Below are 23,052 nucleotides of genomic sequence, written 5' to 3' on the forward strand. Positions count from 1 at the left end.
TCTCCTGAAAAATCAGCGCTTGGGTGCTCGGATGCCGCGGAACTCCCAATCGCCACCGAAGGTGGTCGAGATGACCTCCTCGGACTCGGTGGGCTGGGCGCCGCAGTCATCCCGGATCGGGGCGGGGCCGGTGACGATGTGGTTGGTCAGCCTGCCGAGGCCTTCGACCTCGACCTCGACCACATCGCCGGGCTGGACGGGGCGGGAGTTGGCGGGGGTTCCCGACAGCAGCACGTCGCCCGGGTAGAGGGTGATCGTGCGGGCGATGTCGGCGACGAGGTAGTGCATGTCCCACTCCATCTCATCGGTGGAGCCGTCCTGCACGACCTCGCCGTTGACGTAGGTCCGCAGCCGCTTGCCGTGGAAGTCCCAGTCGGTGACGAGGCCGGGACCGAGGGGGCAGAGCGTGTCCGAGCCCTTCACCCGGAGCATCGACCCGGCGTCGGTGTCGCGGAAGTCGTGCAGGCCGTAGTCGTTGCCGACCGTGTAACCGGCGATGTGGTCGCCGGCCTCGGCGGGGGAGATGTTGCGCGCGGTGCGGCCGATGACGATGGCCACCTCGCCCTCGTAGTTGAGGTACCTGCACCTTTCTGGCCGCACGACGGCGCCCCGGTGGCCGTTGAGCGCCGAGGTCGGCTTGTGGAAGTAGGTCGGCGCGGGCGGCAGCGAGGTCATGAACTCCTCGACCCGGCTGCGGTGGTTCAGGTGCACAGCAATGATCTTGCTGGGTACCGACGGCGGCAGGTGGACGGCGTCCGCGGCGTCGACCACCCGGCCGTCGGCGCTGACCAGTTCGTCGCCTTCACGGCGCACCTGCGTGGCGGAGCCGTCGAGAAGGATCCTGCGGTACTCGGGCATCGGGGCTCCTTCAGCCGGGATAGGGGTAGGGGTCGCCGGAGGCGTCGGTCGCACTCGGGGCGGGGAAGCCGGCCTCGGGCCGGTCGAACCAGAGGTGCACCTGGCCGGTGCCGATCGAGTTCTCGTACTCGCCGTACTGCCGTCCGGGGGCGGTGCAGGCACCCTCGCCGATGGCGCCGGCCATCATCAGGTAGTGGAAGAACCTCGCCTCTGGTTTGAACCGGGCGAACTCCGGCATGGTCTCCAGCACCCGGGCGTGGTCTCCGGCCTTGAACCACTCGATCCGCTCCAGGTCGGCCGTCCGGGCCTCGGGAGTGAAGATGTGGCTCGGATCGGAGGCCTCGTGCGCTCGTAGCTCACGGAGCGGCCAGAAGGTGTGCGACAGCGCGCCGGAGGCGATCAGCAGGACCTTGCGGCCGGACTCGCGGATCGCGTCGCCGAGCGCGCGGCCCAGCCGCAGGTGGTCCTCGTTGTCACCGGTCTGGCAGACCCCGATCGTCACCCACGGCTTCTCGGGTACGCCGAGGTACCTCCACAGGTTGATCGTCGCGTAGTAGATCGGCAGGTAGGGGTCGTCGATCGCGGTGATCCACGTCGAGTGCTCCCTGGCCTTGGCCGCGACGGCGCGGGCCAGCTCCTGGTCGCCGGGGAAGTCGTAGGGCACGCGGCACATGCCCCGGGGCAGCTCCTCGGAGGTGAACAGGCCGGCCCTGCGCTGCTGCGCGGTGACGACGAACTCCACGGTGGTGGCCCAGTGCGAGTCGAGCACGACGACGGTGTCGTAGTCGACCTTCTCGAAGACCTCCGCGCGGAGCCGCTCCAGCCCGGTGACGAGGGTGATCTCCTTGCCCTCGTTGAGCTCGTAGCGGGTCTCCTTAGGCAGGACGATGGTGGGCACGTGGGCCAGCAGGCCCGCCCCGACTACTTCTCCCATGGCGCGGTCACCGTGTTCTTGAGGTCGCAGTAGAAGTCGAAGCTCCAGTCGCCGCCCTCGCGCCCGACGCCGGACTGGCGGGAACCGCCGAACGGGGCCTTGAGGTCGCGGACGAAGAAGCAGTTCACCCAGACGGTCCCGGCGACGAGCCGCTCGGAGACCCTGGCGGCGCGCTCCTCGGAGCCGGTCGCGAGGGTGGCCGCGAGGCCGAACCGGGTGGAGTTGGCCATCTCGACGGCCTGCTCCTCGGTGCGGAAGGTCTGCAGGGTGAGGACAGGTCCGAAGACCTCCTCGTTGACGATCTCGCTGCCGGCGGCGACACCGGTGAACAGGGTCGGCCGGTAGTAGAGCCCGCCCAGGTCGGTGTTGGGGCCGCCGCCGATCAGGGCGGTCGCGCCCTCGGCCCTGGCCCGCTGGACGAAGCCGTCGATCCGCTCGAACTGCCGCCGGTGGATCTGCGGGCCGATGTCGGTGGCCAGGTCGCGCGGATCGCCCTGGTTGAGAGCGCTCGCCTTCGCGACGAACCGGGCGGTGAACTCCTCGGCGACCGACTCCTCGACCAGCAGCCGGACCGCGGACAGGCAGACCTGCCCGGCGTTGTCGTACTGCTCGACGGCGAGGTCCACGGCCAGGTCCAGGTCGCTGTCGGCGAAGACGAGGAGAGGTGACTTGCCGCCGAGCTCCAGGGAGAGCGGGGTCAGGTTGGCGGCGGCGGCGGTGGAGATGTGCCGCGCGGTCGGGACCGAGCCGGTGAAGCTGACCCGGCGGACGCCGGGATCGGCGACCAGGGCGGCGCCGGCCTCCGCGCCGTAGCCCTGGACCACGTTGAACACGCCGTCCGGCAGTCCGGCCTGGGCGGTGATGTCGGCCAGCAGCGAGGCGGTCAGCGGGGTCCACTCCGCCGGTTTGAGGACCACGGTGTTGCCCGCGGCCAGGGCCGGGGCGATCTTCCAGGTGGCCAGCATGAGCGGGGCGTTCCACGGCGTGATCAGCGCGCAGACGCCGGCCGGGTCCCAGCTCACGTGGTTGCGGTGACCGCGGGTCTCGAAGTCCTCGTGGCCCAGGGTGAGCAGCCAGTCGGCGAAGAACCGGAAGTTGTGGGCGACCCGCGGCATCACGCCGCGCAGGTGGGAGCGGAGCAGCGCGCCGTTGTCCGTGGTCTCCACGATCGCGAGCTGGTCGAGCCGCTTCTCCACGCCGTCGGCGATGGCGTGCAGCAGTCGCGCGCGCTCCTCCCGGCTGGTCCGCGACCAGGAGGGGAACGCCTTGCCCGCGGCTTCGACGGCGGCGCGGGCCTCCCTCTCCCCGCCCCTGGAGATCTCCGCGATCACCTTCTCGTCGATCGGCGAGACGTCATCGAACGTCGTGGGTGAGGAGACGCGCTCGCCCCCGATCCAATGACCGCCCTCGACTGCGACGCCGGCGACAGTGGCCATCCGCTCCTCCAAATCGTTTGAGTCCAAACAATCTAAAGGGTGGTTTGACGGCCGGTCAAGACATGACCTGGGCGTTTGGGTTATCGTTTGGATGCAAACAAGCTTGGAGGCCTCTGGATGTCCCGCCGTCCGATCATCGCGATCCCCTCACGCTTCGCCGCGAGCACCTCGGCCCTCCGCTACGCGGCCGTGGTCACCGCCAGGACGCTCGCCGACGCGGTCTACCGGGCGGGCGGCGAGCCGTTCCTGATGCACCCGGTCGGCGCGGAGGAGGCTGCGGCCCGGCTCGCGCTCGCCGACGGGCTGCTGCTCCCCGGCGGTGGCGACCTCGATCCCGCCGCGTACGGCGAGAGCGTGGCGCACGACGCCGTCTACGACGTGGACGCCGTCCAGGACGCCTTCGACCTGGCCGCGGCCCGGCACGCGCTGGCCGAGGGGCTGCCCACCCTGGCGATCTGCAGGGGCCTCCAGGTGGTCAACGTCGCCCTGGGCGGGCGGCTCGACCAGCACATGGAGTCCGGCCACCGTCACCTCGTCCACCCGGTCGGGGTGCGCGCCGGCTCCCTGCTGGCCCGGACGGTGGGGGCGGAGAAGATCGAGGTGTCCTGCTACCACCACCAGTGCGCCTCGGCGCTGGGGGAGGGGCTGGTGGCCACGGCCCATGCCGCCGACGGCACCGTCGAGGCGGTCGAACTCGCCGAAGGCCGGGGCTGGTTCCTCGGTGTCCAGTGGCACCCCGAGGACACCGCGCACACCGACGTCCCCAACCGGCGGCTCTTCGACGCCCTGGTGGAGAAGGCCGGAGGGTAGGTGGCCACGTCGTCGCCCGCCGTCACCGGGCCTCGGCGTCAGGGGCGGGCGGAGGTCAGCCCGCGCGGCGGCGTCCGCCCCGGCGCGGGGGGACGGGGCTCTGCCTGCGAAGTTCCTCGCGGCGATCCTCGCCGTGCTCCTCCAGGTGCGTGACGATGCGCCGGAGGGTGTCCGCGAGGCGCAGGGACTCCTCGCCGGTGAGCATGTCGACCACGAAGGACTCCTCGGCGTTGAAGGCGGGGAAGAGTCGTTCCATCAGCGCCACTCCCTCGGGGGTCAGGCTGAGCAGGGCCAGCCTGCCGTCATCCGGGTGCTGGCTGCGCAGGGCCAGTCCGCGCGACTCCAGGGTCTTGATGATGCCGGTGAGCGTGCCCTTGGAGATGCCGGCCTCGGCCGCGACGTGCCGGGTCTCGATCTTCTCCCAGATCCACACCACCCAGAGCACGACGAACGCGCTCCAGGTCAGGTCTGCCCCGCGCAGCGCCGAGTTCTCCAGATGTTGCCGGACGGTGCTGGCCGCCCGGTACAGGTTGGAGACGGCGGCCAGTGCCTCTCGCTCGATCGGGATCGGCCCGAGGCGACGGTTGACCGCCTCCTCTGTCTCTGTCAGTGAGTAGTGCGCGGGCACCCGTACTCCTTCGATCTCGGTTGTCGAAAACCCTTACTGGCACGGACCTGCGAAAACAGACCCTTGCGCCATCTTCATTTGTACCCGTACGATCCCGGCCACGCGGGTCGTACGAGTACGAACGACCTCTGGCCTCCCCTCGCTACAACGGAAGGTTTCCATGGCCGTCAACGAAACGGCAGCTTCCAGGGCCACGCCGTCACGCCGTCGCATCGGTGTGCCGGACATCGTGTTCTTCGTGGTCGCAGCCTCATCCCCTCTCACCGTTGCCGCGGGCGGCACGCCGCAGAACTTCGCCACCACCGGTGTTCTCGGCGTGCCGGCGATGTTCCTGATCCTCGCAGTCGTACTCGTGGTCTTCTCCGCGGGGTACGCGGCGATGAGCAGGCACATCTCCAACGCCGGAGCCTTCTATGCCTACATCACCCACGGCATCGGCCGTATTCCGGGAGTGGGCGCCTCGTTCGTCGCGCTGGTCGCCTACAACGCCATGCAGGTCGGTCTGTACGGCCTGCTCGGCTTCAGTACCTCGGGCTTCCTGTCCTCCGCCTTCGGGGTGGATCTTCCCTGGTGGGTCGTCTCGCTGGCCTTCCTGGCGGTCATCGCCTTCCTCGGCTACCGCCGGGTCGACCTGAACGCCAAGGTGCTCGCCGTACTGCTGGTCTGCGAGAGCCTCCTCGTGCTGGTCTTCGACGTCTCCCAGATCGCCACGGCTCCGCAGGGCCTGTCGCTGGAGCCGTTCAGCTGGAGCGCGCTGACCACGGGCGCGGTGGGTGCCGGGTTCCTGTGGACGATGGCCGCCTTCATGGGCTTCGAATCCGGGGCGATCTACAGCGAGGAGTGCCGTGACCCGCGCAGGACCGTCAGCCGGGCCACCTACATCTCCGTCGCTGTGATCGGCGTCTTCTACGCCTTCACCGCCTGGGCCACCGCGGTGGGCGCCGGGGTGGACAACGTGATCGCCGCCTCCCGGGAACACGGCCCGGATCTGGTCTTCGTACTGGGGGAGAGGACACTCGGCTCGGGCTTCTCCACCCTCGGCCAGGTCTTCCTGATCACCGCGGTGTTCGCCGCCACCCTCGCCTTCCACAACGCGGTCGCCCGCTACTTCTTCGCGCTCGGCCGCGAGGGTGTGCTCCCGGCCAGGCTGGGCGGCCTGCACCCCCGGCACGCCTCGCCGTACATGGGATCGATCAGTCAGACCGTCTTCGCCGTCGTCGTCGTGCTGGGCTTCGGCGTGCTCGGTGGGGACCCGATGGGCACGCTGTTCAACTGGTTCACCAACCTGGGCGCGCTGGGTGTGATCATGTTGCTGGTGGCCACCTCGGTCGCGGTGATCGGCTTCTTCGGCCGTGACGCGCGAGGTGAGAGCGCCTGGAGCAGGGTCATCGCCCCGGCGCTGTCCGGAGTCGCGCTGCTGGTGGTCCTCTACGTCGCCTTCACCAACTTCTCCGCGCTGCTCGGCACCCCGCCGGACTCGATGCTCAACTGGGTGCTCCCGGCGGTGATGGTGCTGGTCGGTGTCGTCGGCATCGGTTACGGCGCCTACCTGAGGTCCGCCGACCCGCAGGCGTACGCACGGATCGGGCAGGGGGCGCCGGCGCAGGACTGACCCCTTCCTTCGACCTTCCTGAGGTGCCGAGGGCCCGTACGGCATGCCGTACGGGCCCTCGGCACCGAAGGGTCAGCGCGCGCCGGAGGTGCCGGACTCCAGCAGGGTGCCGCCGTTCCAGACGACCCCGACCTGGCGGTAGTAGCCGCCGATGATCTCGTCCACGGCCAGACCGGCCAGTTCCTCGGTCGGCGCGTCGAACAGCTCGATCTCCGCGTCGCCCTGCCAGGCCTGGCCGCCCTCGAAGGAGGCCGCGCCGGTGACGACCAGCTCGTCCAGCGCGAGTGCCCCGCCGAGCTCGATCGACGGCAGCCAGCGGTTGTGCGCCATCGGGTGACCGTTGACGAAGCCGTTGGTCTCGCTCGGCTCGCGCAGCCGCACCACCGCCTGGGCCAGCCGGCGATCGGCGGCGGCGAGGGTGGCGCCGAACACACCGCCCTCGCCGATCCTCGGCGCGGCGGCGCCGAACGGGTGCGGGCGGGTCATGTGGATCGAGCCGAGCTTCTTCGGGTAGCCCTGGTGCGTGCCGCGGGCGATCGCGAAGTCCTTGTCGACCCAGATGTAGACGCACCGGGAGTAGGTCCGTCCCTGGTAGGAGCAGCGCACCACGACGAAGCACTCCCGGTACTGGGCGCGTACCGGGTCGAGCAGTTCGTCCTTGCTCCCTGAGCAGGACTGCCAGTCCGCCCAGATAACCGCGACCGCGCCCGGGTCCTCCTCGGCGAGACCCAGCGGTTCGGGCAGCAGTTCGGCCACCCTGGCCGGATCCGTGCGGTACTCCACGGTGAGCAGGTCGCCCGAGTAGTGCCAGGGAGGGCTGGGGACCAGGGAGGAGCGGCCGGTCGCGGTCTTGGGTGTGTAGAAGCCGTGCACCGTTGCCACGATGCCTCCTTGCTTGCGGGGCATTAGAATTGTTTGGGTCCATACGATATGCCCTGAGCTGCGGGATGTCACGGTGGAGGGCCGTTGTTTTCCTCTTTGGGGGGTCTTGTTCCCGATCCGTTCGGCGCGTATTGTTTGCATCCAAACGAATCGTCGTGTTGTTCCCGAGGAGGTCCAGTGAGCCCGGAATCCGTGGAGCGGACCGTTGAGCGCCTGAAAGAACAGGGCATCGACATCGTCCGGGTCGGATACGTCGACCTCATCGGCACGGAGCGCGGCAAGGACGTCCTGGTGGAGCGGCTTCCGGAAGTGATGGAGAGCGGCCTGGCGTTCTGCCGGGCGGTCTACTACACCTCCCCTCAGGGCGACGTGGTGCCCGTGCCCGGTGGTCTCGACAACGGTCTTCCGGACGTCTCGATCCGCCCCGACCTCTCCACCCTGGTCGAGCTGCCCTGGGAACCGGGCGTCGCGCACTGTCTGGGAGACGCCTACGATCCGGCCGACGGCCTGCCCTTCGCTCAGGCCCCCCGTTCCGTGGTGCGCGCCGCCGCCGCCCGGCTGGGCGAGCTCGGTCTCAGCGGCGTGGTCGGTCCCGAGCTGGAGTACTTCCTGCTGGAGCCGGACGGCGAGGGCTGGAAGCGCTACGACGACGCCCCCGGCAACGTCTACGTCGCCGGCCTCAAGGGTGACCGGGGCTCGCACGTGCTCCGCAGCCTGCGGGCGCTCCGCCTGATGGACATCGGCGTGACCATGGGCAACCACGAGTTCTCCGGCGGTCAGTTCGAGATCAACCTGAACCACTCCGAGGTGACCGACGCCGCGGACCGGGCCTTCCGCTTCAAGTCGGCGATCAAGGAGCTGGCCCGGCGGGACGGCCTGATGGCGACCTTCATGGCCAAGCCGTTCAACGACGAGGGCGGCTCGGGCTTCCACGTCCACCTCTCGTGCGTGGACGGCGACGGGCGCAATGTCTTCGACGACCCGGCGGCGCCGTACGGGATCTCCGAGACCGGGATGCACGCCATCGGCGGCGTGCTGGCGCACGCGCCCGCACTCGCGGCCCTGCTCAACCCCACGATCAACTCCTACAAGCGGTTCGGCCCCGACACGCTGGCCCCCTGGCTCAACGACTGGGGCCTGGACAACCGCAGTGCGATGCTTCGCATCCCGCCTGAGCGTGGTGCCGGTACCCGGATGGAGGTCCGGCTGGGCGACGCCTCGGCAAATCCCTACCTGGGCATCGCCGGCCTGCTGGCCGCCGTCTACCTCGGTATCCGCGACCGCGTCGAGCCGCCGGCACCGCTGGAGGGCTACGGCTACGACACCGCCAAGGCCCCCATGCTGCCGATGTCGCTACCCGTCGCGCTGGACGCCTTCGAGGCTGACGCCGAGCTCACCGACGTGCTCGGCAAGGAGTTCGCCGTCGCCTACCTCGCCTACAAGCGCAATGAGATCGAAAGGTTCTCCCGGTTTGTCACCGACTGGGAGTTCCGCGAGTACGCCTACCACCTGTAGTCCGACCGTTTCACGGCTTCACCGCCACCCCTGAGGAGGATCCATGCGCCTGGAAGACGTCAACCTGGCGGATAACGACAAGTTCCTGGACGGCGAGACGCCGTGGCGCATGCTCGACGTGCTCCGTGCCGAGGCTCCGGTGCACTGGCAGGACGAGGGGGAGCACGGCAGTGGTTTCTGGTCGGTCACCCGGCACTCCGACATCGTGGCCGTCGACAGGGACGCGCAGACCTTCACCTCCTCCAGGTTCACCAACCTGGAGGAGGTGGACGACCGCCAGGCCACCATCCGGCGCTCGCTGCTGGAGACCGACGGCCCCCGGCACAGCGTGCTCCGCCGCATCCTGCAGCGCGAGTTCACCCCCAGGGCCGTCGCGGGCTACGAGGTCTTCCTGCGCGGCCTGACCGCCAGGACCCTGGACGCGGCGCTGGCCAAGGGCACGTTCGACTTCGTGAAGGAGGTCTCGGCGGACTTTCCGATCAACGTGCTGGCCAAGATGCTGGACGTCCCCGCCGACGACACCCAGCAGCTCATCGACTGGGGCAACCGGATCATCGGCAACACCGACCCGGACTACGCGGACGTGCTGCTGCACAGCGAGGAGAGCGAGAAATACCGGGACCTGCCCTTCCGCAGCCCGGCCTCCCTCGAGGTCTTCGAGTACGGCAGGGAGCTGGCCCGCAAGCGTCTGGGCGGCAACGGCACCGACCTGGTCAGCAGGCTGATCAACCAGCCCACCGCCGACGGCGTGCCGCTCTCGCCGACCGACTTCGACAACTACTTCCTGCTCTTGGTGGTGGCGGGCAACGAGACCACCAGGCACGCGATCTCGCACACGATGCTGGGCCTCATCGACAACCCGGACCAGGCGGAGAGACTCCGTCAGGACCTCTCGTTGATGCCGGGCGCCGTCGAGGAGTTCCTGCGCTGGGCCTCCCCGGTCTATCACTTCCGCCGTACGGCCACCCGCGACGTCGAGATGCACGGCCAGAAGATCGCCGAGGGTGACAAGGTGGTGATGTGGTTCGCCTCGGGCAACCGTGACGAGCGGGTCTTCGACGACCCCTACCGCTTCGACGTCACCCGCGCCGACAACGACCATGTCACCTTCGGCAAGGGCAGCCCGCACTTCTGCCTGGGCAACGCGCTGGCCCGCCTGGAGATCAAGATCATGTTTGAGGAGCTGCTGCCGCGTATCTCGGGCATCGAACTGGCCGGGGACGTGCGCCGGGTCCGCTCGAACTTTGTCAACGGCATCAAGGAACTCCCGGTCACGGTCACCCCCGCCTGAGTTCAGCGGGTCCGGCGGCTCGGATGCGCCCCGTCTCCGGTCCCCGCCGTGACCGTTCGGCCCTCCGCGCTCGACTCCAGCGGGTGGCCGCCCGCCGGGTGGCCGGGACGTCGGGCCGCCGGTCGATCCGGAGCCGGCGAGCTCAGGAGTCGGGGCGCTGGTTGACCGTCATGTCCCGGCCGGCCGCGTAGGCGTCCCTGCCCGCGTGCATGTTCTGCACGAGGGACGCCGGAGCCGGATGGTCGCGCGCCCACCCCGCCAGTTCGCCGGCGAACTCCTCGTCCCGCCGCGCGTACCAGGACAGTGCCTCGGCCAGCGACCTGATCCGGCCCTCGTCGCCGGGCTCCTCGATCGCCTGGTCCAGCGTCTCCGCCGAGCGCTCGTCGGAGCCGAAGATCGAGCGGACCCTCGCGCGGATCCGCTCGATCAGCTCCAGGGCCACCTGTTCGCCCATGGTCGTGACCGCGCCGCCGGCGGCCATGAGGGCCACGGCGGACGACACCGCAGCTATGTCCATTTGAAACCGTCCCTATGCCGACGACTGTGGGATCAGACTAGGGCGAAGCCGGCCGGAACAGAATCCCCGAAACCCGCATCCGCCTCGGTTATCCCAGTCTGGCGACGACCCCGGCGAACGCCTCATAGGCATCGGCCGTAATTACAAAATAGGAAATACCGTATATTTCGCGATATTCCTGGAGGGAGTCCACCAGCCGCTCGGTGTCGCCCAGCAGCAGATGGGGCGAGCGCAGCGCTTCGGCGACCGGCAACCCGGTGAGCGGGCCGAGTCTCGCGGCCGCCGCTTCCGCGTCCGAGGTCACCGCCGTGTAGTAGACCCGGACGCTGAGCTCCAGCGCGTCGAACCGGGATCCGGCCGCGGCCCGGATCCACTCCACCTTGGCGGCGGTGGCCGCCCCGGTCATGGTCGCCGCGCTGGAGGCGTCCGAACGGCTCGACGCCAGGTTGGCGTTCAGGCCGACGATGTCGGCCTCACGCGCGGCCAGCGACAGGATCGCCCGCCCGCCGCCGCCCACCATCAGCGGCGGCCTCGGCCGCTGCACCGGCCGGGGCAGTCCGGCCACCTCGTCGAGGGCGTAGTGGCGGCCGGAGAAGCTGAACGACTCGTGCTCCAGCAGGCCCTTGACGACGGCGATCGCCTCGGCCAGCCGGTCCACCCGGATGGGCGGGGCGGGCAGCTCGACCCCGATCCGGTCGTGCTCGGCGCGGTTCCACCCCGCCCCGAGGCCGAGCTCCAGCCGTCCCTCCGACAGCAGGTCGACGGTGGCCGCCTCCTTCGCCAGCAACGCCGGATGGCGGAACTCGTTGGCGAGCACGTGCGAGCCGACCCTCAGCGTCGTCGTGGCGTCGGCCGCCGCCAGCATCGCCGGAACCGGTGCGAGCTGGTCGCTGAGATGATCGATGACGAGCAGCGTCCGGTAGCCGAGGTCCTCGACCGCGCGGGCGGTGTCCCGCCAGCGGGCCGCGTTCGGGGCACCATCCGCCTCCACCCCGAAACGGAATGGCCGAATTTCCGCCACGGCATCTCCGTAAATGTCGTCCGGTCACAAAACCGGATTTCTCCTTGTCATTTTTCGGCTTTCTCCTCTAATAAGAGCAGAGCCTTCGAATATTCGCCATGACGGTACAGACCCACTCACGCGAGGCAGACATGCCGGTTCCCCCTGTCAGGTGCGCCGTCGTCGGCTGCGGGAACGTCTCCGCCAAATATCTGAGGACCCTGACCAGGGCGCCGATCATCGACGTCGTCGCCTGCTGCGATTCGATTCCCGAGCGAGCCCGGCAACTGGCCGCGTCCTGCGCGCGGGCCGTGCCGGCCTCCCTGCCCGAGACGCTGCGGGACGCCTCGATCGAGCTGGTGATCAACCTGACCCCGCCGCGGTGGCACGCCGGGATCACCCGTCAGGCGCTGGGAGCCGGCAAGTCCGTCTACACCGAGAAACCGCTCGCCGCCTCGGCCGCGGAGCTGGACGAACTGCTGGTCACGGCCCCGGCGGCCGGCGCGATGCTGGGCGGCGCGCCCGACACCGCACTCGGGGCCGCCGCCCAGGCCGCCCGCCGCGCGATCGACCAGGGCCTGATCGGACATCCGCTGGGTGCGGCGGCGGCACTCCTGACCCCCGGACACGAACGGAGCTGTCCCACGCCCGAGGTCTTCTACCAGCCCGGTGCGGGACCGCTGCTGGACATGGGCGTCTACTACCTGAGCATGCTGGTCGGACTGCTCGGCCCGGTGCGTGACGTCGTCGGCGCGCACCGCCGGCCCGTACCGCGGCGGTCGATCGACACCGGACCACGCGCCGGGGAGACCTTCCTCGCGGATGTGCCGACCCACCTGGCGGCCCTCCTGGAGTTCGAAACCGGGGCCGTCGCCACCCTGACGACGAGTTTCGAGGTGTGGGGGACCCGGATCCCACATCTGGAGATCTTCGGGACGGAGGGGACCCTCGCGATCCCCGACCCGAATTTCTACACCGGCAAGGTCCGGCTGAAGACGGCCCGATCATCGGGATGGACGACCGTGCCCTATCCGGCGGACGCGCCGGGTGGCCGCGGGATCGGAGTCGTCGACATGGCGCACGCCCTGCGGGGCCTGACCGAACAGCGGCTGACCGGCGGGTTCGTCGGACACGTCATGGAGACCATGCTGGCCATCGAGACCCCGGAGACCTCTCCGGTGCGGCTGAGATCCCGGTGCGACCGTCCCGCGCCGCTGGGACCCACCCCGTACGCCACCGGTTGCTGGTGGTGCGAACAGTGCGGTGATTCGTGAGCGCGGCGCTGTGGTCGCTCGGTCTCTCCCTGGTACTGCTCGGGTTGAGCCTGATCAACTGGCCGGTGCGGGCCGTCTGTCCCGATGGCCGCCGCTACCTGCGGGCGGGAGCCGGGCAGCCGGTCGCGCTGCCGTTCATGCTGCGCTGGCTGCTGCCTGCGCTGTGCGGGGACTCCCAACGCCGATGGCGCTGGTGCACGACCGCGCACCTGGTGGCGCTGCCGCCGCTGGTCACCGTATGGATGGAACCCTGGATCCCCGACGCGCGCCTGCGGGTGGTCGGCGGCCTGTTGATATGCGGCATGCCGGGAATCTGGCGGATCCAGCTCCGCTGGCCGGTGCTCGTCGACGGGACGGCCCTCGCCTGGGCTCTGGGCTCGGCGATCCTCCTCCAGCACGGGCTCTGGCTCCCGGCCCTGCTGGCGGCCCTCGTCGCCGGGTGCGTCAAGGAGTCGGCTCCGCTGTTCGCCGCCTGTTTCGCCTGGCACTGGCTGCCCCTGGCCGCTCTCGCCGCCCCGTTGATCCGCCGGCTGACCGGCACCATCGGCGAGGACCACTTCGGGCAGTCCGAGCTGATGCGAGATCCCTGGCGGGCGGGCAGCCTCTACCACGCGGGAAAGTGGTTCGACCCGCTGGCGACGCTGACGCCCTGGGGGGCCGGGCTGCTCGCGCTGCTCGTCACCGACGCGCGTGTCGTGCCCATGCTCGTCGTCACCGTGACCCTCGCCTACGCCCAGCTCCTCGTCGCCACGGACACGGCACGGCTGTACCAGTGGGCGGCCCCGCCGGTGGCGCTGGGCGCCGCCTCGGTGATGCCCGACCGCTGGGCGATCGCGATCCTCCTCGTCCACCTGTGCAACCCGTGGGCTGGCAGCGCCGAGACCTAACGAAGGAGAGAACATGACGGGCGTCGTAGGGTTCGGCGGGTCCATTCACGACTTCGCCACCTGGCTGATCACCGAGGACGGCGGCAGCGTCGCGATCGAGGACGAGCGGCTCAGCCGGGTCCGCTACGCGCTGCTGGACCCCGACCCCTGCCGGGCCTCCCTCGCCTACTGCCTGGACGCGGCAGGCCTGAAGGCCGAGGACATCCGGGCCTTCGCCGCGAACGACATGCTCACCCCGCTGCGCGGCTGGGAACCCGAGATCTCGATCCGCTGGGTCAACCACCACCGGTCGCACGCCGCGAGCACCTTCTTCACCAGCCCTTTCGAGGAGGCCGTGGTGCTGGTCGTGGACGGAGCGGGAAGCGTCGTCGGACCGGGCGCCGCGGACCGGCACGAGCGGGAGACGACCACCTGGATGCTGGGCCGGGGCAACGAGCTCACCCGGCTCGGCCAGGTGGTGGGGGCCAAGCGGGGCGCCACGTCGTCCAACGACCTGACGGCGCTGATGTCCAACTCGCTCGGCGACCTCTACCGGGCGGTCACCGAGGGGATCGGCTTCGCCTTCATGCAGGCCGGCAAGACGATGGCCCTCGCACCCTACGGTGACGACCGGTTCACCGGCGAGCTCATGGAGGCCGTCGAGCTGTTGCCGGACGGACGCTTCACCATCACGCTGGAGGGACCGTACGGCGTGGTCGAGCGGATCCGCCGGATCCGCTCGGACCGGGTGTCCGGCGGGTTCGAGGTCGACGCGAGCATCGCCTTCGCCGGTCAGTGGGTCCTGGAACAGATCCTGCTGCACGTGCTGGCCCACGCCTGGCGGGTGACCGGCTGCCCCAACCTGTGCCTGGCCGGGGGAGTCGCGCTGAACTGCGCGTTCAACGGAAAGATCATAAGGAACACCCCGTTCGAACGGGTCCACGTGGTCTATGCCCCCGGCGACGACGGAACGGCGCTCGGCGCGGCGATCCTCGCCGCACTCGAACTCGACCCGCCGACCTCGACCGCGCGCTTCCCCGTCGGTCCATACCGGGGGCGAACCTACGGCACGGAGGAGATCGACGACCGGGTCCTGCGTCGCACGGCCGAACTGCTCGACCGGGGCGGGGTGGTCGGCTGGTTCGAAGGGCGCTCGGAGTTCGGACCGCGAGCGCTCGGCCACCGCAGCATTCTCGCCGACCCTCGGCGCGCCGACGTCGCACGGCGGATCAACAGCCGCATCAAACACCGCGAGTGGTTCCGGCCGCTCGCCCCGGTGGTCCTCGCGGAGGCGGCCGGGGACTACTTCGACGCCGACTGCGCCTCACCCTGGATGCAGTTCGCCTGGCCCATCCGGCCGGAGCACCGAAAGACGCTCGCGGGCGTATGCCATGTGGACGGCACGGCCCGAGTCCAGACGCTGGAGCAGCAGGACCACCCGTCGCTCGGCCGGCTGCTGGCGGAGTTCGCCGGCCTCGGCGCGCCCCCGGTGCTGTTGAACACCTCCCTCAACATCCGCGGCGAGCCGATCGTCGAGACCCCGGCCGAGGCGATGGCGGTGTTCCGGGAGGCCGGCCTCGACGCCATGGTGGTGAACGGGACCCTGTTCGAACGCCGGCCGCACTGACCGCGGACCGTGCCGAGGTCAGGGGGTGGCGCGGTCGTCCGACGGCTCGATGAGCCGGCCGGTCACCGGATCCATCGCGGGCAGCCTGCCGAAGAGCGTCAGCCGCCGCCGTACGCTCCCGGCGGGCCGTCCCAGGCGCGCGGCCACCGCGTCGAGGTCGTGGAAGGCGTCGAAGGCACGCACCAGCGCCGCGTCCTCGGCGTCGCTCCAGGGCGGGTCCGCCGCCGGTGCCGCCGCCAGGGCCGCGGCCACGGCCCCGAGCGGCTCCGCGAGCTCGGCGGCCGTCCCCGGCCCGGTGTCCGGACGCAGGTGAACGGTGATCCGCCAGTCGCCGTAGCGCGCTTCGAGGACATGCGCTCCGTCGTGGCGGGAAATGTTGGTGACAATCGCCTTCATCATCGGGCTCCCCTCGGGGATAATCCTCGTGTCACTCTGGACTCCTTCCCGATGGGGCAGGTGCGATGCCTGAGATGCACGCCGGACGCGACCTCTACGTCGCCGGACGAGACCTGATCATCCATCAGCATCTGGACCAGCCGTTCACCATCACCGCGGGGCTCTACCAGCTCCCCGCCGACCTCGCGGACTTCACCGGACGTGAGGAGGCGTTGGAGACCCTGCGCTCCTGGCTCGTCGGAGCCGAGGACACGGTGGTGCTGAGTGCGATCTCGGGCATGGGTGGGGTCGGCAAGACCACCCTCGCGGTACGGCTGGCGCACCGGCTCCGGGACTCCTTCCCCGACGGCCAGTTGTACGTGAACCTCCGGGGCGCGGAAGCCGAATCCCTCGACCCCTCGGACGTCCTCGCCGGGTTCCTGCGCGCGTTCGGCGTGCAGGGCCCGGCGATCCCGCCGGAGGCGGCCGAACGCGCCGCCTTCTACCGGGGGTTGCTGGACGGCAGGCGGGTGCTCGTCGTTCTCGACAACGCAGCCTCCGCCGCCCAGCTCCGGCCGTTGCTGCCCGGCATGCCCGGCTGCGCGGCACTGATCACGAGCCGCGGGCGCCTTCCCACGCTGGAGGGCGCCCGAGGCTTTGACCTGGACGTGCTGACGCACGAGGCGGCGCTCGAACTGCTGAGGAAGATCGTCGGTCCGGCTCGGGTCGATGCCGAGGCGGAGGCCGCCGAGCGGCTGGTACGGCTCTGCGGCCACCTCCCGCTCGCGGTCCGGATCACCGGGGCCAGACTGGCGGTCCGGCCGCACTGGCGGCTGGCCCGGATGCTCATCCGGCTTGAGGACGAGCACCGCCGCCTCGAAGAGTTGAAAGTCGGTGATCTCAGCGTGCGCGCCTCGTTCTCCCTGAGCTATGCGGCCCTGACCGAGGAGGAGCAGTCGGCGTTCCGGCTGCTCGGCCTGGTCAGAGCACCCGACTTCGCCCCCTGGGTCCTGGCGGCGGCGCTCGACTCCGACCTGGCGGCCGCGGAGGAGCTCATCGAGCGGCTGGCCGACGTCCAGCTCCTGGAGGCGATCGGCGAGGACGCGGTGGGGCAGCTCCGCTTCCGCTTCCACGACCTGCTGCGCTCGTTCGCCCAGGAACGGCTGCGTGACCACGGTCCCGCGGACGAGGCCATGGAACGTGTCCTCGGCGGGTATCTGGCGCTGTCCAAACGCGCCCTCTACCTGATGTCGCCGAACAGCAAACGAGACGCCCTGGCTCCCCGGGCGAGGCTCTGGCTGCCCCGCGACCTCGACGCCGACGTCCTGGTCGGTCCCCGGCCGATGGACTGGTTCGTGACCGAGGAGGCGGGCATCGTCGTCGCCGTCGGGCAGGCCTACGAACACCGGCTGTGGGACCTGACCTGGGAACTCGCCGATCCGCTGCACTATCATTTCCGGGTGCTCGCCCGCTGGGCCGAATGGGTGGCAACCCACGAACTGGCGCTGGAGGCGGCGAGGCTGGCGGGCAACCGGCGAGGCGAGGCGTGCATCCTGCGCAACCTCGGGAACGTCTACCGGGACCAGGGCCGCCCGGCCCAGGCCATCGCCTGCTACGAGGCGGGCCTGGCCATCGCGACGGACCTGGACAGCACGCTGCTGAGCGCCTTCATGCTCAACGGGATGGGTGAGGTCTGCCTGGATCGAGGCCGGATGGTCGAGGCGACCGCCTACTTCGAGCGGGCACTGCCGGCCTGGGCCGGGATCGACGACCTGACCGGCGTGGCGTACACCCACACCCATCTCGCGATGAGCTACCTCCAGCTGGGGCGGCTCGACGAGGCCATGGCACAGGCGGAGCGGTCACTGGTCATGCAGCGTGAGTTCCACGACCGCAGTGGGGAGAGCTACGCGCTGATCGCGATCGGGGAGGTCCAGCGGGTACGCGGACACGCTGACCTGGCCGCCGGGTTCTACCGGCAGGTGCTGGAGATCGCACGAGAGCAGGGAGCGAAGCTGTCCGAATCCGACGCGCTGGTCAGGCTTGGCTGGGCGCACCGCGACCGGGGTGAGATCGACGAGGCCGAGGCGGCGTTCGCGCAGGCGCTGCCGCCGTGCGTCGAGTACGGGCAGCGGCGCGGCGAGGCGGAGGCCACCGCGGGGCTCGGCGCCGTGGCGGCCGACGCGGGCCGCTTCACCGAGGCGGTCACCCGGCTCGACCAGGCGCTGCGGATCGCGGCCGAAGCCGACGACGCGCTGGCGCAGGCCCGGATTCTCACCCTGCTTGGCGACACCTGGGCGGCGGCGGGCGACACCGGGGCCGCCGCCGAGCACCGGCGGCTGGCCGCCGATCGGTTCCACGAGGTGGGCTCGCCCCGCGAGGCGGAGCTCAGGGGGCTGATCTCAGGGAGCTGATCTCTCGAACTCGGCCGCCCTGACCGCGTTGGCGACCTGCCGCCGGAAGGCGGCCGAGTGCGGCACCTCCTGGCCGCTGTCGCGCGGCCCGCCATCGGTCACCCGAGCCGGTCCTCTCCCACCAAGGTCAGGGCCCGGACCAGACCGGCCGACCGGGACGCGGCGGCGACCAGCGCGGGCCAGCGCTCCAGCAGGAAACAGTAGTCGGCGAACCCGTCCACGACCTCCGCGACATGACGGTCGGCGCCGTCGAGCGCGGCGGTACCGATCGCGTTCAGCCGTGCCGCGACGTCGCCACCGGTCTCCGCCGCCGCGTCCAGGTGCGCCGCGCCGAACTCCGCCGCGATGCCGGGGAGCGACGGAGCCTGCCGGGCGACCGCCTGCCGCGCCGCCGTACCGAACCGTTCCGCGTCGATCTCTCCCGGCGGGCGCCAGAAATCCTCGGGACGCGCGGCCACCCGCGCGGCCAGCTCGCTCCAGATCCGCCAGAACAGCAGGTAACGCAGGTCCCGTACCGCGTAGCGGACCGCGGCCGAGAAGTCGGAGCGCCCGCGCCGGGTCTTGTCGTAGCGGTGGTAGACCTTCCGGGAGTGGAACAACACCGGATACCCGACGGCCAGCAGCAGGTTCCGCTGGATGAAGTCCGATCCGAGCATCTCGGTGAGCGGCATCTCCGGCACCGTACGGAAGATCTCCTTGACGCAGGAGACGCCCATCTCCACGCTTCCAGGCCGGTCGGGGGTGACGAAATCGGAGTCGTAGCCGCGGGCCGGCTCGTCGACCAGGTACTCGCGGAGCAGTTCGTCGATCTCCCGATCGCTCAGGCCGGGTTTGATCTCGCGCTCGATACGGCGCACGAACTCCGGTCCCGCCGACAGCAGGTCGCGCCGGTCCAGCGGCGGATCTCCCACGTAGGTGCTGGCGACGAAATACACCCCCTGTCCGGCCAGCGCGCGCAGTTCCAGCTCTCCGGGAAACGCGAGGACCTCCCCGCGCGGCATCGGGCGCGTGTCGGAGTCCCGGCGCAGCAGCACCTGGGCGTCGAGTGCCACCGCGACCAACGCCGCGATGTTCGGCCCAGCCCCGTAGGAGACCCCCTCCGGGATCAGGAGCCTTTCCAGCCGATCCCGATCCGCCGGTTCATCGGCCGCCGCTTCCACCAGCGCCCGTACGTAGGCTCGCCGCCCCTCCGGTATCAGATGAAAGGCCCGCGCGGACCGCTCGACGCTGAGCCGCCCGAGCAACTCGGCATGTTCGGAGATCCAGGCGGCCGGAAACGACTCGACGAGCAGGAAGGGGATCTCCTCCCCGTACTCGCGGGCGAGGAACAGGCTCTCGTCCAGATACGAGACGATGGCCTCGGGACAGCGACGGTGCGTGGGAACGTAGAGCAACCGTTTCGGCATGCCACAGCCTCACTGGGAAACCCGCGATCAGCACATCCCCGAACTGTAAGACGCCCCGATACCCCTGTCCATGCCCTGTACGTCTGAGAGATTCCGTACGTCTGGGAGATCCTGTACGTCTGGAAGGTCAGGAGAGGCCGCCGGCGACGGCGGCGGCCGTGACGTGCTCAGCCGGGTGCTGTCCGGCGCGCGGGTCACCCTGCCCGCCACGATGATCGTGATCGCCGCCGCGGCGCTGATCGGGACCGTGGCCGGCACGGTCGCGGCCCTCGGCGGGAAGGTCGTCGACGAGGTGCTGATGCGGATCACCGACATCGGCACCATCCTGCGAGAGCACCTGCTGCCGAACGAGCCCGAGGAGCTGGAGCTGAGCGTGATCGAGCTCGCCGACGGCAGCGGATCGCTGTCCATGCGGATGCGCGACGGGGCGCTGACCCTGCCGGGGGTCACCGACATCAGCACGGCCGGCGGCTGGCGCGCCTACCTCGCGTCCGGCCGGACGCAGGGCGCGATCGGATGAGAGACGCCGAGCTGGTGGTGCGGGACGGCACGATGGTCGAGGCGGGCTGGTCCGCCCCCGCCGACGTGTTCGTGGCCGGTGGTGTCGTCGTCGCCCTGGCCGAGCCGGGCACGCCCGCGCCGGGCACCGCGACCGAGGTCAACGCGACCGGGTGGCTGGTCATGCCGGGCGGGGTGGACCCGCACTGCCACGTCGGCTTCACCTCCGGCGACTTCACCTCGCTCGACGACTACACCAGGTGCACGACGGCCGCGGTGTTCGGCGGCACCACCACGATCGTGGAATTCGCCATCCCACGGCCCGGCCAGGCACCCGCCGACGCGGCGTACCGGCGTTCACCGAGTCGGTCGCCCACCACCTGGTGCTGGACGACGGTAACTACGACGGCCCCACTCCGGAGCGGTTCGTCTACTGCCCGCCGCTCCGCTCCCGCCAGGCCGTCGACGCGCTGGGACGCCACATGTTCACCGGGGAGATCACCACGATCGGCAGCGACCACTGCTGCTACGACGTGGCGCAGAAGGAGTCGCGGCGCACCGACGTGCGGGCCATGCCCAACGGTCTGCCCGGGGTGGAGACCCGGCTACCGGTGATCTTCTCCGAGTACGTCGCCGGGGCCGGGCTGCCCGCCACCCGGTTCGTCGAGCTGACCGCCGCCAACCCGGCCAGGACCAACGGCCTGTACCCGCGTAAGGGCACGCTGATGCCGGGCTCGGACGCCGACATCGCGATCTGGGATCCGGCCGCCCGGTGGCGGGTGAGCGCCGGCGACCTGCAGATGGCGACGGACTACACGCCGTATGAGGGCATGACCCTGACCGGCAGGCCGCGGACCGTCCTGGTCGGCGGCCGGGTCGTGGTCCACGACGGCCTCCTGGCCGACCCCGTCCCCCGCGGCAGGCACCTGCCCGCCGGACCGATCTCGCTCACCCCGGCACTGGGGCGCACGGCCCCGTGACGACGGCGCCCCGGCCGGCGGCCGGGGCGATCTCACCCGCCCCTCCGGAGTCCTCCGGAGGGGCGGGGAGTCTCGCGGCCCGCTACTCGGGCTTGGCACCCACCAGGGCGACGGAGTTGCCGAAGACCTGCTCACCGCGGCCCATCTCGGCGTGCACGCGGGGGAGGTCGGTGAACGCCACGACGCGCCCCAGGCACGGGTCGATCTTTCCGGCGATGACCAGGTCGTTGTAGGCGACCGCCTGCGCGTCGTTGGTGCCGTGGCTGCCCTGGAAACGCTTCTGGCGGGTCCAGTGGTAACGCAGGTCCACCATGGCGTCGAAGCCCGTGGTGCCGGCGCAGATCACCACCATGCCGCCGGGCTCGCAGACCATGATGCTGGTCGGCACGGTGGCGGCGCCCGGGTGCTCGAAGACGATCGCCGGGTCCTTCCGCTCGCCGACGATCTCCCAGATCCTCTTGCCGAAGGCGCGTGCCTGGCCCAGCCACTCCTTCTGACCCGCCTTGTCGTCGACCAGCGGCGGGATTCCCCAGTGGCTGTAGTCGCCGCGCTTGATGTAGCCGAGCGCGCCCTTGGCCAGCGCGTACTCGCCACGCTCGTCGTCGGAGACCACCGCGACCGGCTTGGCGCCGGCCAGGTTGGCGAGCTGGATGGCCTGCGTGCCGAGACCGCCGGAGCCGCCCCAGACCAGGACCACGTCGCCCTCCTGCACGGTGTTCCCCTCGAACCCGTGCAGCATCCGGTAGGCGGTCGTGCCGACCAGGGTGGGCGCCGCGGCCTCGGCCCAGGAGAGGTGGCCGGCCTTGGGCAGCACCTGGTGGGCCTGCGCCCGGGCGAACTGCGCGAAGGACCCGAAGTTCGTGTCGTAGCCCCAGATCCGGGCGGACGGGGCCACCATCTGGTCCTTGCCCCGGGCGATCCAGGGGTCGTTCTCGTCCCAGTAGCCGGGATGCACGATGACCTCGTCGCCGACGGCCACGTTGGAGACCTCGGAGCCCACGGCGTAGACGATGCCGGACGCGTCGGAGCCGCCGATGTGGAAGTCGTAGGGCTCACCGGCGCGCTGGCGCATCCTGATGACGTCGACGGGGTAACCGCGGGCCGCCCACACGTTGTTGTAGTTGACCCCGGCACTCGTTCCTGCCGAGCTTCAAGGGGGCCAACCCCTACCGCCAGGCGCACGAGCGCGGTGTCAAGCTGGTCGGCGCGACCGCGCACTACGTGACCTCGGACCTCGACGAGGGCCCGATCATCGAGCAGGACGTCGCCCGGGTCGACCACTCGGCGTCGGTGGAGGACCTGGTCGCGCTGGGCAGGGAGACCGAGTGCCGCACCCTGGCCAGGGCCGTCCAGTGGCATGTGCAGCAGCGGGTGCTGCTCAACGGTCACCGTACGGTCGTCTTCACCTGACCGTCGCCGGGGTGCACCGGAACCCGGTCGGCGAAACCCAGGTCGGGGTCCCAGCGTAGGGAGACGTGGCCGCCGGGAGTGCGGACGCTCAGCCGTCCGCCGGACCGGGTGACCTCGGGGTCGCCGGTGCCGGGCACGATCAGGGTGAGTACCGACTCGGCGGGCGGGGACAGGACCGTCGTCGCCTCGGCCTGCCTGAGGTAGCCGAGGGCGATCGTCTCGGCCCGCACGGTCTGCCCGCCGAGCGGCCGGCCCGAGGGCATCGTGAGTTGGAGCAGCGTCACCCGCCACTCCCCGTCGGCCAGGACCACCTGGCCGTCACGGTTGGAGACCACCGTGAGCGAGGGGGCGAAGTGCCACAGGTTGCGCAGCGCCGACCCCGCCGGGACCGAGTCCAGCACGGCCATCAGGTCGGCACCGTGGCCGACCAGGACCGACCGCGTACGGCTGACGCCGTACGCGGTGTCGGTGAACCGGTAGCACGGCCGCATCACGGTGGCCGCACCGGTGGCAGGTCTGTGAGGTGCCGGGTGCGGGGACCTTCACGACTCGCCCGACCCGGTCTGTGGTCTTGTATTCCAGCAGGGTGACGGTCCGGCCCCAGGCCTCCCCGCTGATCGACCGGTTCAGCCCGGCCTTTTGCGCGACGTTTCTACCGGGCGCCTCGGCGGTGCCCTTGGCGGAGCGGACCATGTTCGAGATGAGCAGGTTTTCCACCT

21 protein-coding genes and 2 pseudogenes are annotated in these 23,052 nt (G+C 70.5%); 11 read left to right on the forward strand and 12 right to left on the reverse strand.

Translation table 11 applies throughout. From position 1 onward, the window contains the following. Positions 1-12: 12 nt before the first annotated feature. The 3 genes from ACQP0P_RS14030 to ACQP0P_RS14040 are packed head-to-tail and all read right to left on the reverse strand — an operon-like array spanning position 13 to position 3,228. Positions 13-858: a fumarylacetoacetate hydrolase family protein gene (locus ACQP0P_RS14030; RefSeq protein ID WP_433375965.1), complete on the reverse strand. Its 846-nt coding sequence runs from the start codon at positions 856-858 to the stop codon at positions 13-15. Positions 859-868: 10 nt separating this feature from the next. Then, positions 869-1,792 carry a 3,4-dihydroxyphenylacetate 2,3-dioxygenase gene (locus ACQP0P_RS14035; protein ID WP_433375968.1) on the reverse strand — a complete coding sequence of 308 codons (924 nt, stop codon included), beginning with the start codon at positions 1,790-1,792 and terminating at the stop codon, positions 869-871. After that, complete coding sequence (locus tag ACQP0P_RS14040; RefSeq protein WP_433375970.1) at positions 1,780-3,228, reverse strand: aldehyde dehydrogenase; 1,449 nt, start codon at positions 3,226-3,228, stop codon at positions 1,780-1,782. The genes ACQP0P_RS14035 and ACQP0P_RS14040 overlap by 13 nt, the downstream gene beginning before the upstream one ends. A gap of 117 nt (positions 3,229-3,345) precedes the next feature. On the opposite strand from ACQP0P_RS14040, the gene ACQP0P_RS14045 reads away from it, so the two are divergent. Beyond that, entirely contained in the window at positions 3,346-4,038 is a 693-nt protein-coding gene (locus ACQP0P_RS14045; protein WP_433375973.1) for a gamma-glutamyl-gamma-aminobutyrate hydrolase family protein, read from the forward strand. A 55-nt stretch (positions 4,039-4,093) separates the two neighbouring features. Here ACQP0P_RS14045 and ACQP0P_RS14050 read toward each other — a convergent pair whose 3' ends face one another. Further along, complete coding sequence (locus ACQP0P_RS14050; RefSeq protein ID WP_433375976.1) at positions 4,094-4,666, reverse strand: MarR family winged helix-turn-helix transcriptional regulator; 573 nt, start codon at positions 4,664-4,666, stop codon at positions 4,094-4,096. A gap of 160 nt (positions 4,667-4,826) precedes the next feature. Here ACQP0P_RS14050 and ACQP0P_RS14055 point away from each other — a divergent pair, with 160 nt between their 5' ends. After that, positions 4,827-6,278 (forward strand): APC family permease, encoded by a 1,452-nt coding sequence (locus ACQP0P_RS14055; RefSeq protein ID WP_433375979.1) that lies wholly within the window; start codon positions 4,827-4,829, stop codon positions 6,276-6,278. A gap of 72 nt (positions 6,279-6,350) precedes the next feature. Here ACQP0P_RS14055 and ACQP0P_RS14060 read toward each other — a convergent pair whose 3' ends face one another. After that, on the reverse strand, positions 6,351-7,160 hold the full coding sequence (locus tag ACQP0P_RS14060) for an acetoacetate decarboxylase family protein (RefSeq protein WP_433375982.1): 810 nt from the start codon (positions 7,158-7,160) through the stop codon (positions 6,351-6,353). A gap of 177 nt (positions 7,161-7,337) precedes the next feature. Here ACQP0P_RS14060 and ACQP0P_RS14065 point away from each other — a divergent pair, with 177 nt between their 5' ends. Continuing rightward, positions 7,338-8,675: a glutamine synthetase family protein gene (locus tag ACQP0P_RS14065; RefSeq protein WP_433375984.1), complete on the forward strand. Its 1,338-nt coding sequence runs from the start codon at positions 7,338-7,340 to the stop codon at positions 8,673-8,675. 43 nt (positions 8,676-8,718) lie between these two features. Beyond that, positions 8,719-9,966 carry a cytochrome P450 gene (locus tag ACQP0P_RS14070; protein WP_433375987.1) on the forward strand — a complete coding sequence of 416 codons (1,248 nt, stop codon included), beginning with the start codon at positions 8,719-8,721 and terminating at the stop codon, positions 9,964-9,966. 142 nt (positions 9,967-10,108) lie between these two features. Here ACQP0P_RS14070 and ACQP0P_RS14075 read toward each other — a convergent pair whose 3' ends face one another. Together ACQP0P_RS14075 and ACQP0P_RS14080 are read right to left on the reverse strand one after the other, a co-directional pair. Next, positions 10,109-10,483 (reverse strand): hypothetical protein, encoded by a 375-nt coding sequence (locus tag ACQP0P_RS14075; RefSeq protein WP_433375990.1) that lies wholly within the window; start codon positions 10,481-10,483, stop codon positions 10,109-10,111. An 88-nt stretch (positions 10,484-10,571) separates the two neighbouring features. Then, positions 10,572-11,504, reverse strand: a complete 933-nt coding sequence (locus tag ACQP0P_RS14080; RefSeq protein ID WP_433375993.1) for a TIGR03621 family F420-dependent LLM class oxidoreductase — start codon at positions 11,502-11,504, stop codon at positions 10,572-10,574. 98 nt (positions 11,505-11,602) lie between these two features. Between ACQP0P_RS14080 and ACQP0P_RS14085 the strand changes: the two genes are divergently transcribed. The 3 genes from ACQP0P_RS14085 to ACQP0P_RS14095 are packed head-to-tail and all read left to right on the forward strand — an operon-like array spanning position 11,603 to position 15,250. Continuing rightward, positions 11,603-12,757, forward strand: a complete 1,155-nt coding sequence (locus tag ACQP0P_RS14085) for a Gfo/Idh/MocA family protein (protein WP_433375996.1) — start codon at positions 11,603-11,605, stop codon at positions 12,755-12,757. Beyond that, complete coding sequence (locus ACQP0P_RS14090) at positions 12,754-13,644, forward strand: hypothetical protein (protein WP_433375999.1); 891 nt, start codon at positions 12,754-12,756, stop codon at positions 13,642-13,644. Before ACQP0P_RS14085 ends, ACQP0P_RS14090 begins: the two co-directional genes overlap by 4 nt. A 13-nt stretch (positions 13,645-13,657) precedes the next feature. Further along, positions 13,658-15,250 carry a carbamoyltransferase family protein gene (locus ACQP0P_RS14095; protein WP_433376002.1) on the forward strand — a complete coding sequence of 531 codons (1,593 nt, stop codon included), beginning with the start codon at positions 13,658-13,660 and terminating at the stop codon, positions 15,248-15,250. An 18-nt stretch (positions 15,251-15,268) separates the two neighbouring features. Here the strand turns inward: ACQP0P_RS14095 and ACQP0P_RS14100 are convergent, their stop codons facing one another. After that, positions 15,269-15,649 carry a hypothetical protein gene (locus tag ACQP0P_RS14100; RefSeq protein ID WP_433376005.1) on the reverse strand — a complete coding sequence of 127 codons (381 nt, stop codon included), beginning with the start codon at positions 15,647-15,649 and terminating at the stop codon, positions 15,269-15,271. Between the two features lie 62 nt (positions 15,650-15,711). Between ACQP0P_RS14100 and ACQP0P_RS14105 the strand changes: the two genes are divergently transcribed. After that, positions 15,712-18,039, forward strand: coding sequence for an ATP-binding protein (locus tag ACQP0P_RS14105; protein ID WP_433376008.1), 2,328 nt, complete (start codon positions 15,712-15,714; stop codon positions 18,037-18,039). Positions 18,040-18,137: 98 nt separating this feature from the next. Here ACQP0P_RS14105 and ACQP0P_RS14110 read toward each other — a convergent pair whose 3' ends face one another. Continuing rightward, positions 18,138-19,445: a DUF6271 family protein gene (locus ACQP0P_RS14110; protein WP_433376011.1), complete on the reverse strand. Its 1,308-nt coding sequence runs from the start codon at positions 19,443-19,445 to the stop codon at positions 18,138-18,140. Between the two features lie 163 nt (positions 19,446-19,608). On the opposite strand from ACQP0P_RS14110, the gene ACQP0P_RS14115 reads away from it, so the two are divergent. Further along, on the forward strand, positions 19,609-19,965 hold the full coding sequence (locus tag ACQP0P_RS14115; RefSeq protein ID WP_433376014.1) for an allophanate hydrolase-related protein: 357 nt from the start codon (positions 19,609-19,611) through the stop codon (positions 19,963-19,965). 238 nt (positions 19,966-20,203) lie between these two features. Next, positions 20,204-20,923 (forward strand): amidohydrolase family protein, encoded by a 720-nt coding sequence (locus tag ACQP0P_RS14120; protein WP_433376018.1) that lies wholly within the window; start codon positions 20,204-20,206, stop codon positions 20,921-20,923. An 82-nt stretch (positions 20,924-21,005) separates the two neighbouring features. On the opposite strand, the gene ccrA is transcribed toward ACQP0P_RS14120, so the two are convergent. Continuing rightward, entirely contained in the window at positions 21,006-22,034 is a 1,029-nt protein-coding gene (ccrA, locus tag ACQP0P_RS14125) for a crotonyl-CoA carboxylase/reductase (RefSeq protein WP_433376021.1), read from the reverse strand. 20 nt (positions 22,035-22,054) lie between these two features. Here ccrA and ACQP0P_RS14130 point away from each other — a divergent pair. Continuing rightward, positions 22,055-22,333, forward strand: a pseudogene (locus ACQP0P_RS14130) (formyltransferase family protein); the annotation flags it as partial. On the opposite strand, the gene ACQP0P_RS14135 reads toward ACQP0P_RS14130, so the two are convergent. Together ACQP0P_RS14135 and ACQP0P_RS14140 are read right to left on the reverse strand one after the other, a co-directional pair. After that, positions 22,309-22,827, reverse strand: a complete 519-nt coding sequence (locus ACQP0P_RS14135; RefSeq protein ID WP_433382549.1) for a hypothetical protein — start codon at positions 22,825-22,827, stop codon at positions 22,309-22,311. The pseudogene ACQP0P_RS14130 and the gene ACQP0P_RS14135 overlap by 25 nt on opposite strands. Before the next feature lie 31 nt (positions 22,828-22,858). Next, positions 22,859-23,026 (reverse strand): annotated as a pseudogene (locus ACQP0P_RS14140) (transposase); the annotation flags it as partial. Between the last annotated feature and the right edge of the window lie 26 nt (positions 23,027-23,052).

Source organism: Streptosporangium sp. CA-115845 (genome assembly GCF_050943795.1).
GTDB lineage: Bacteria > Actinomycetota > Actinomycetes > Streptosporangiales > Streptosporangiaceae > Streptosporangium.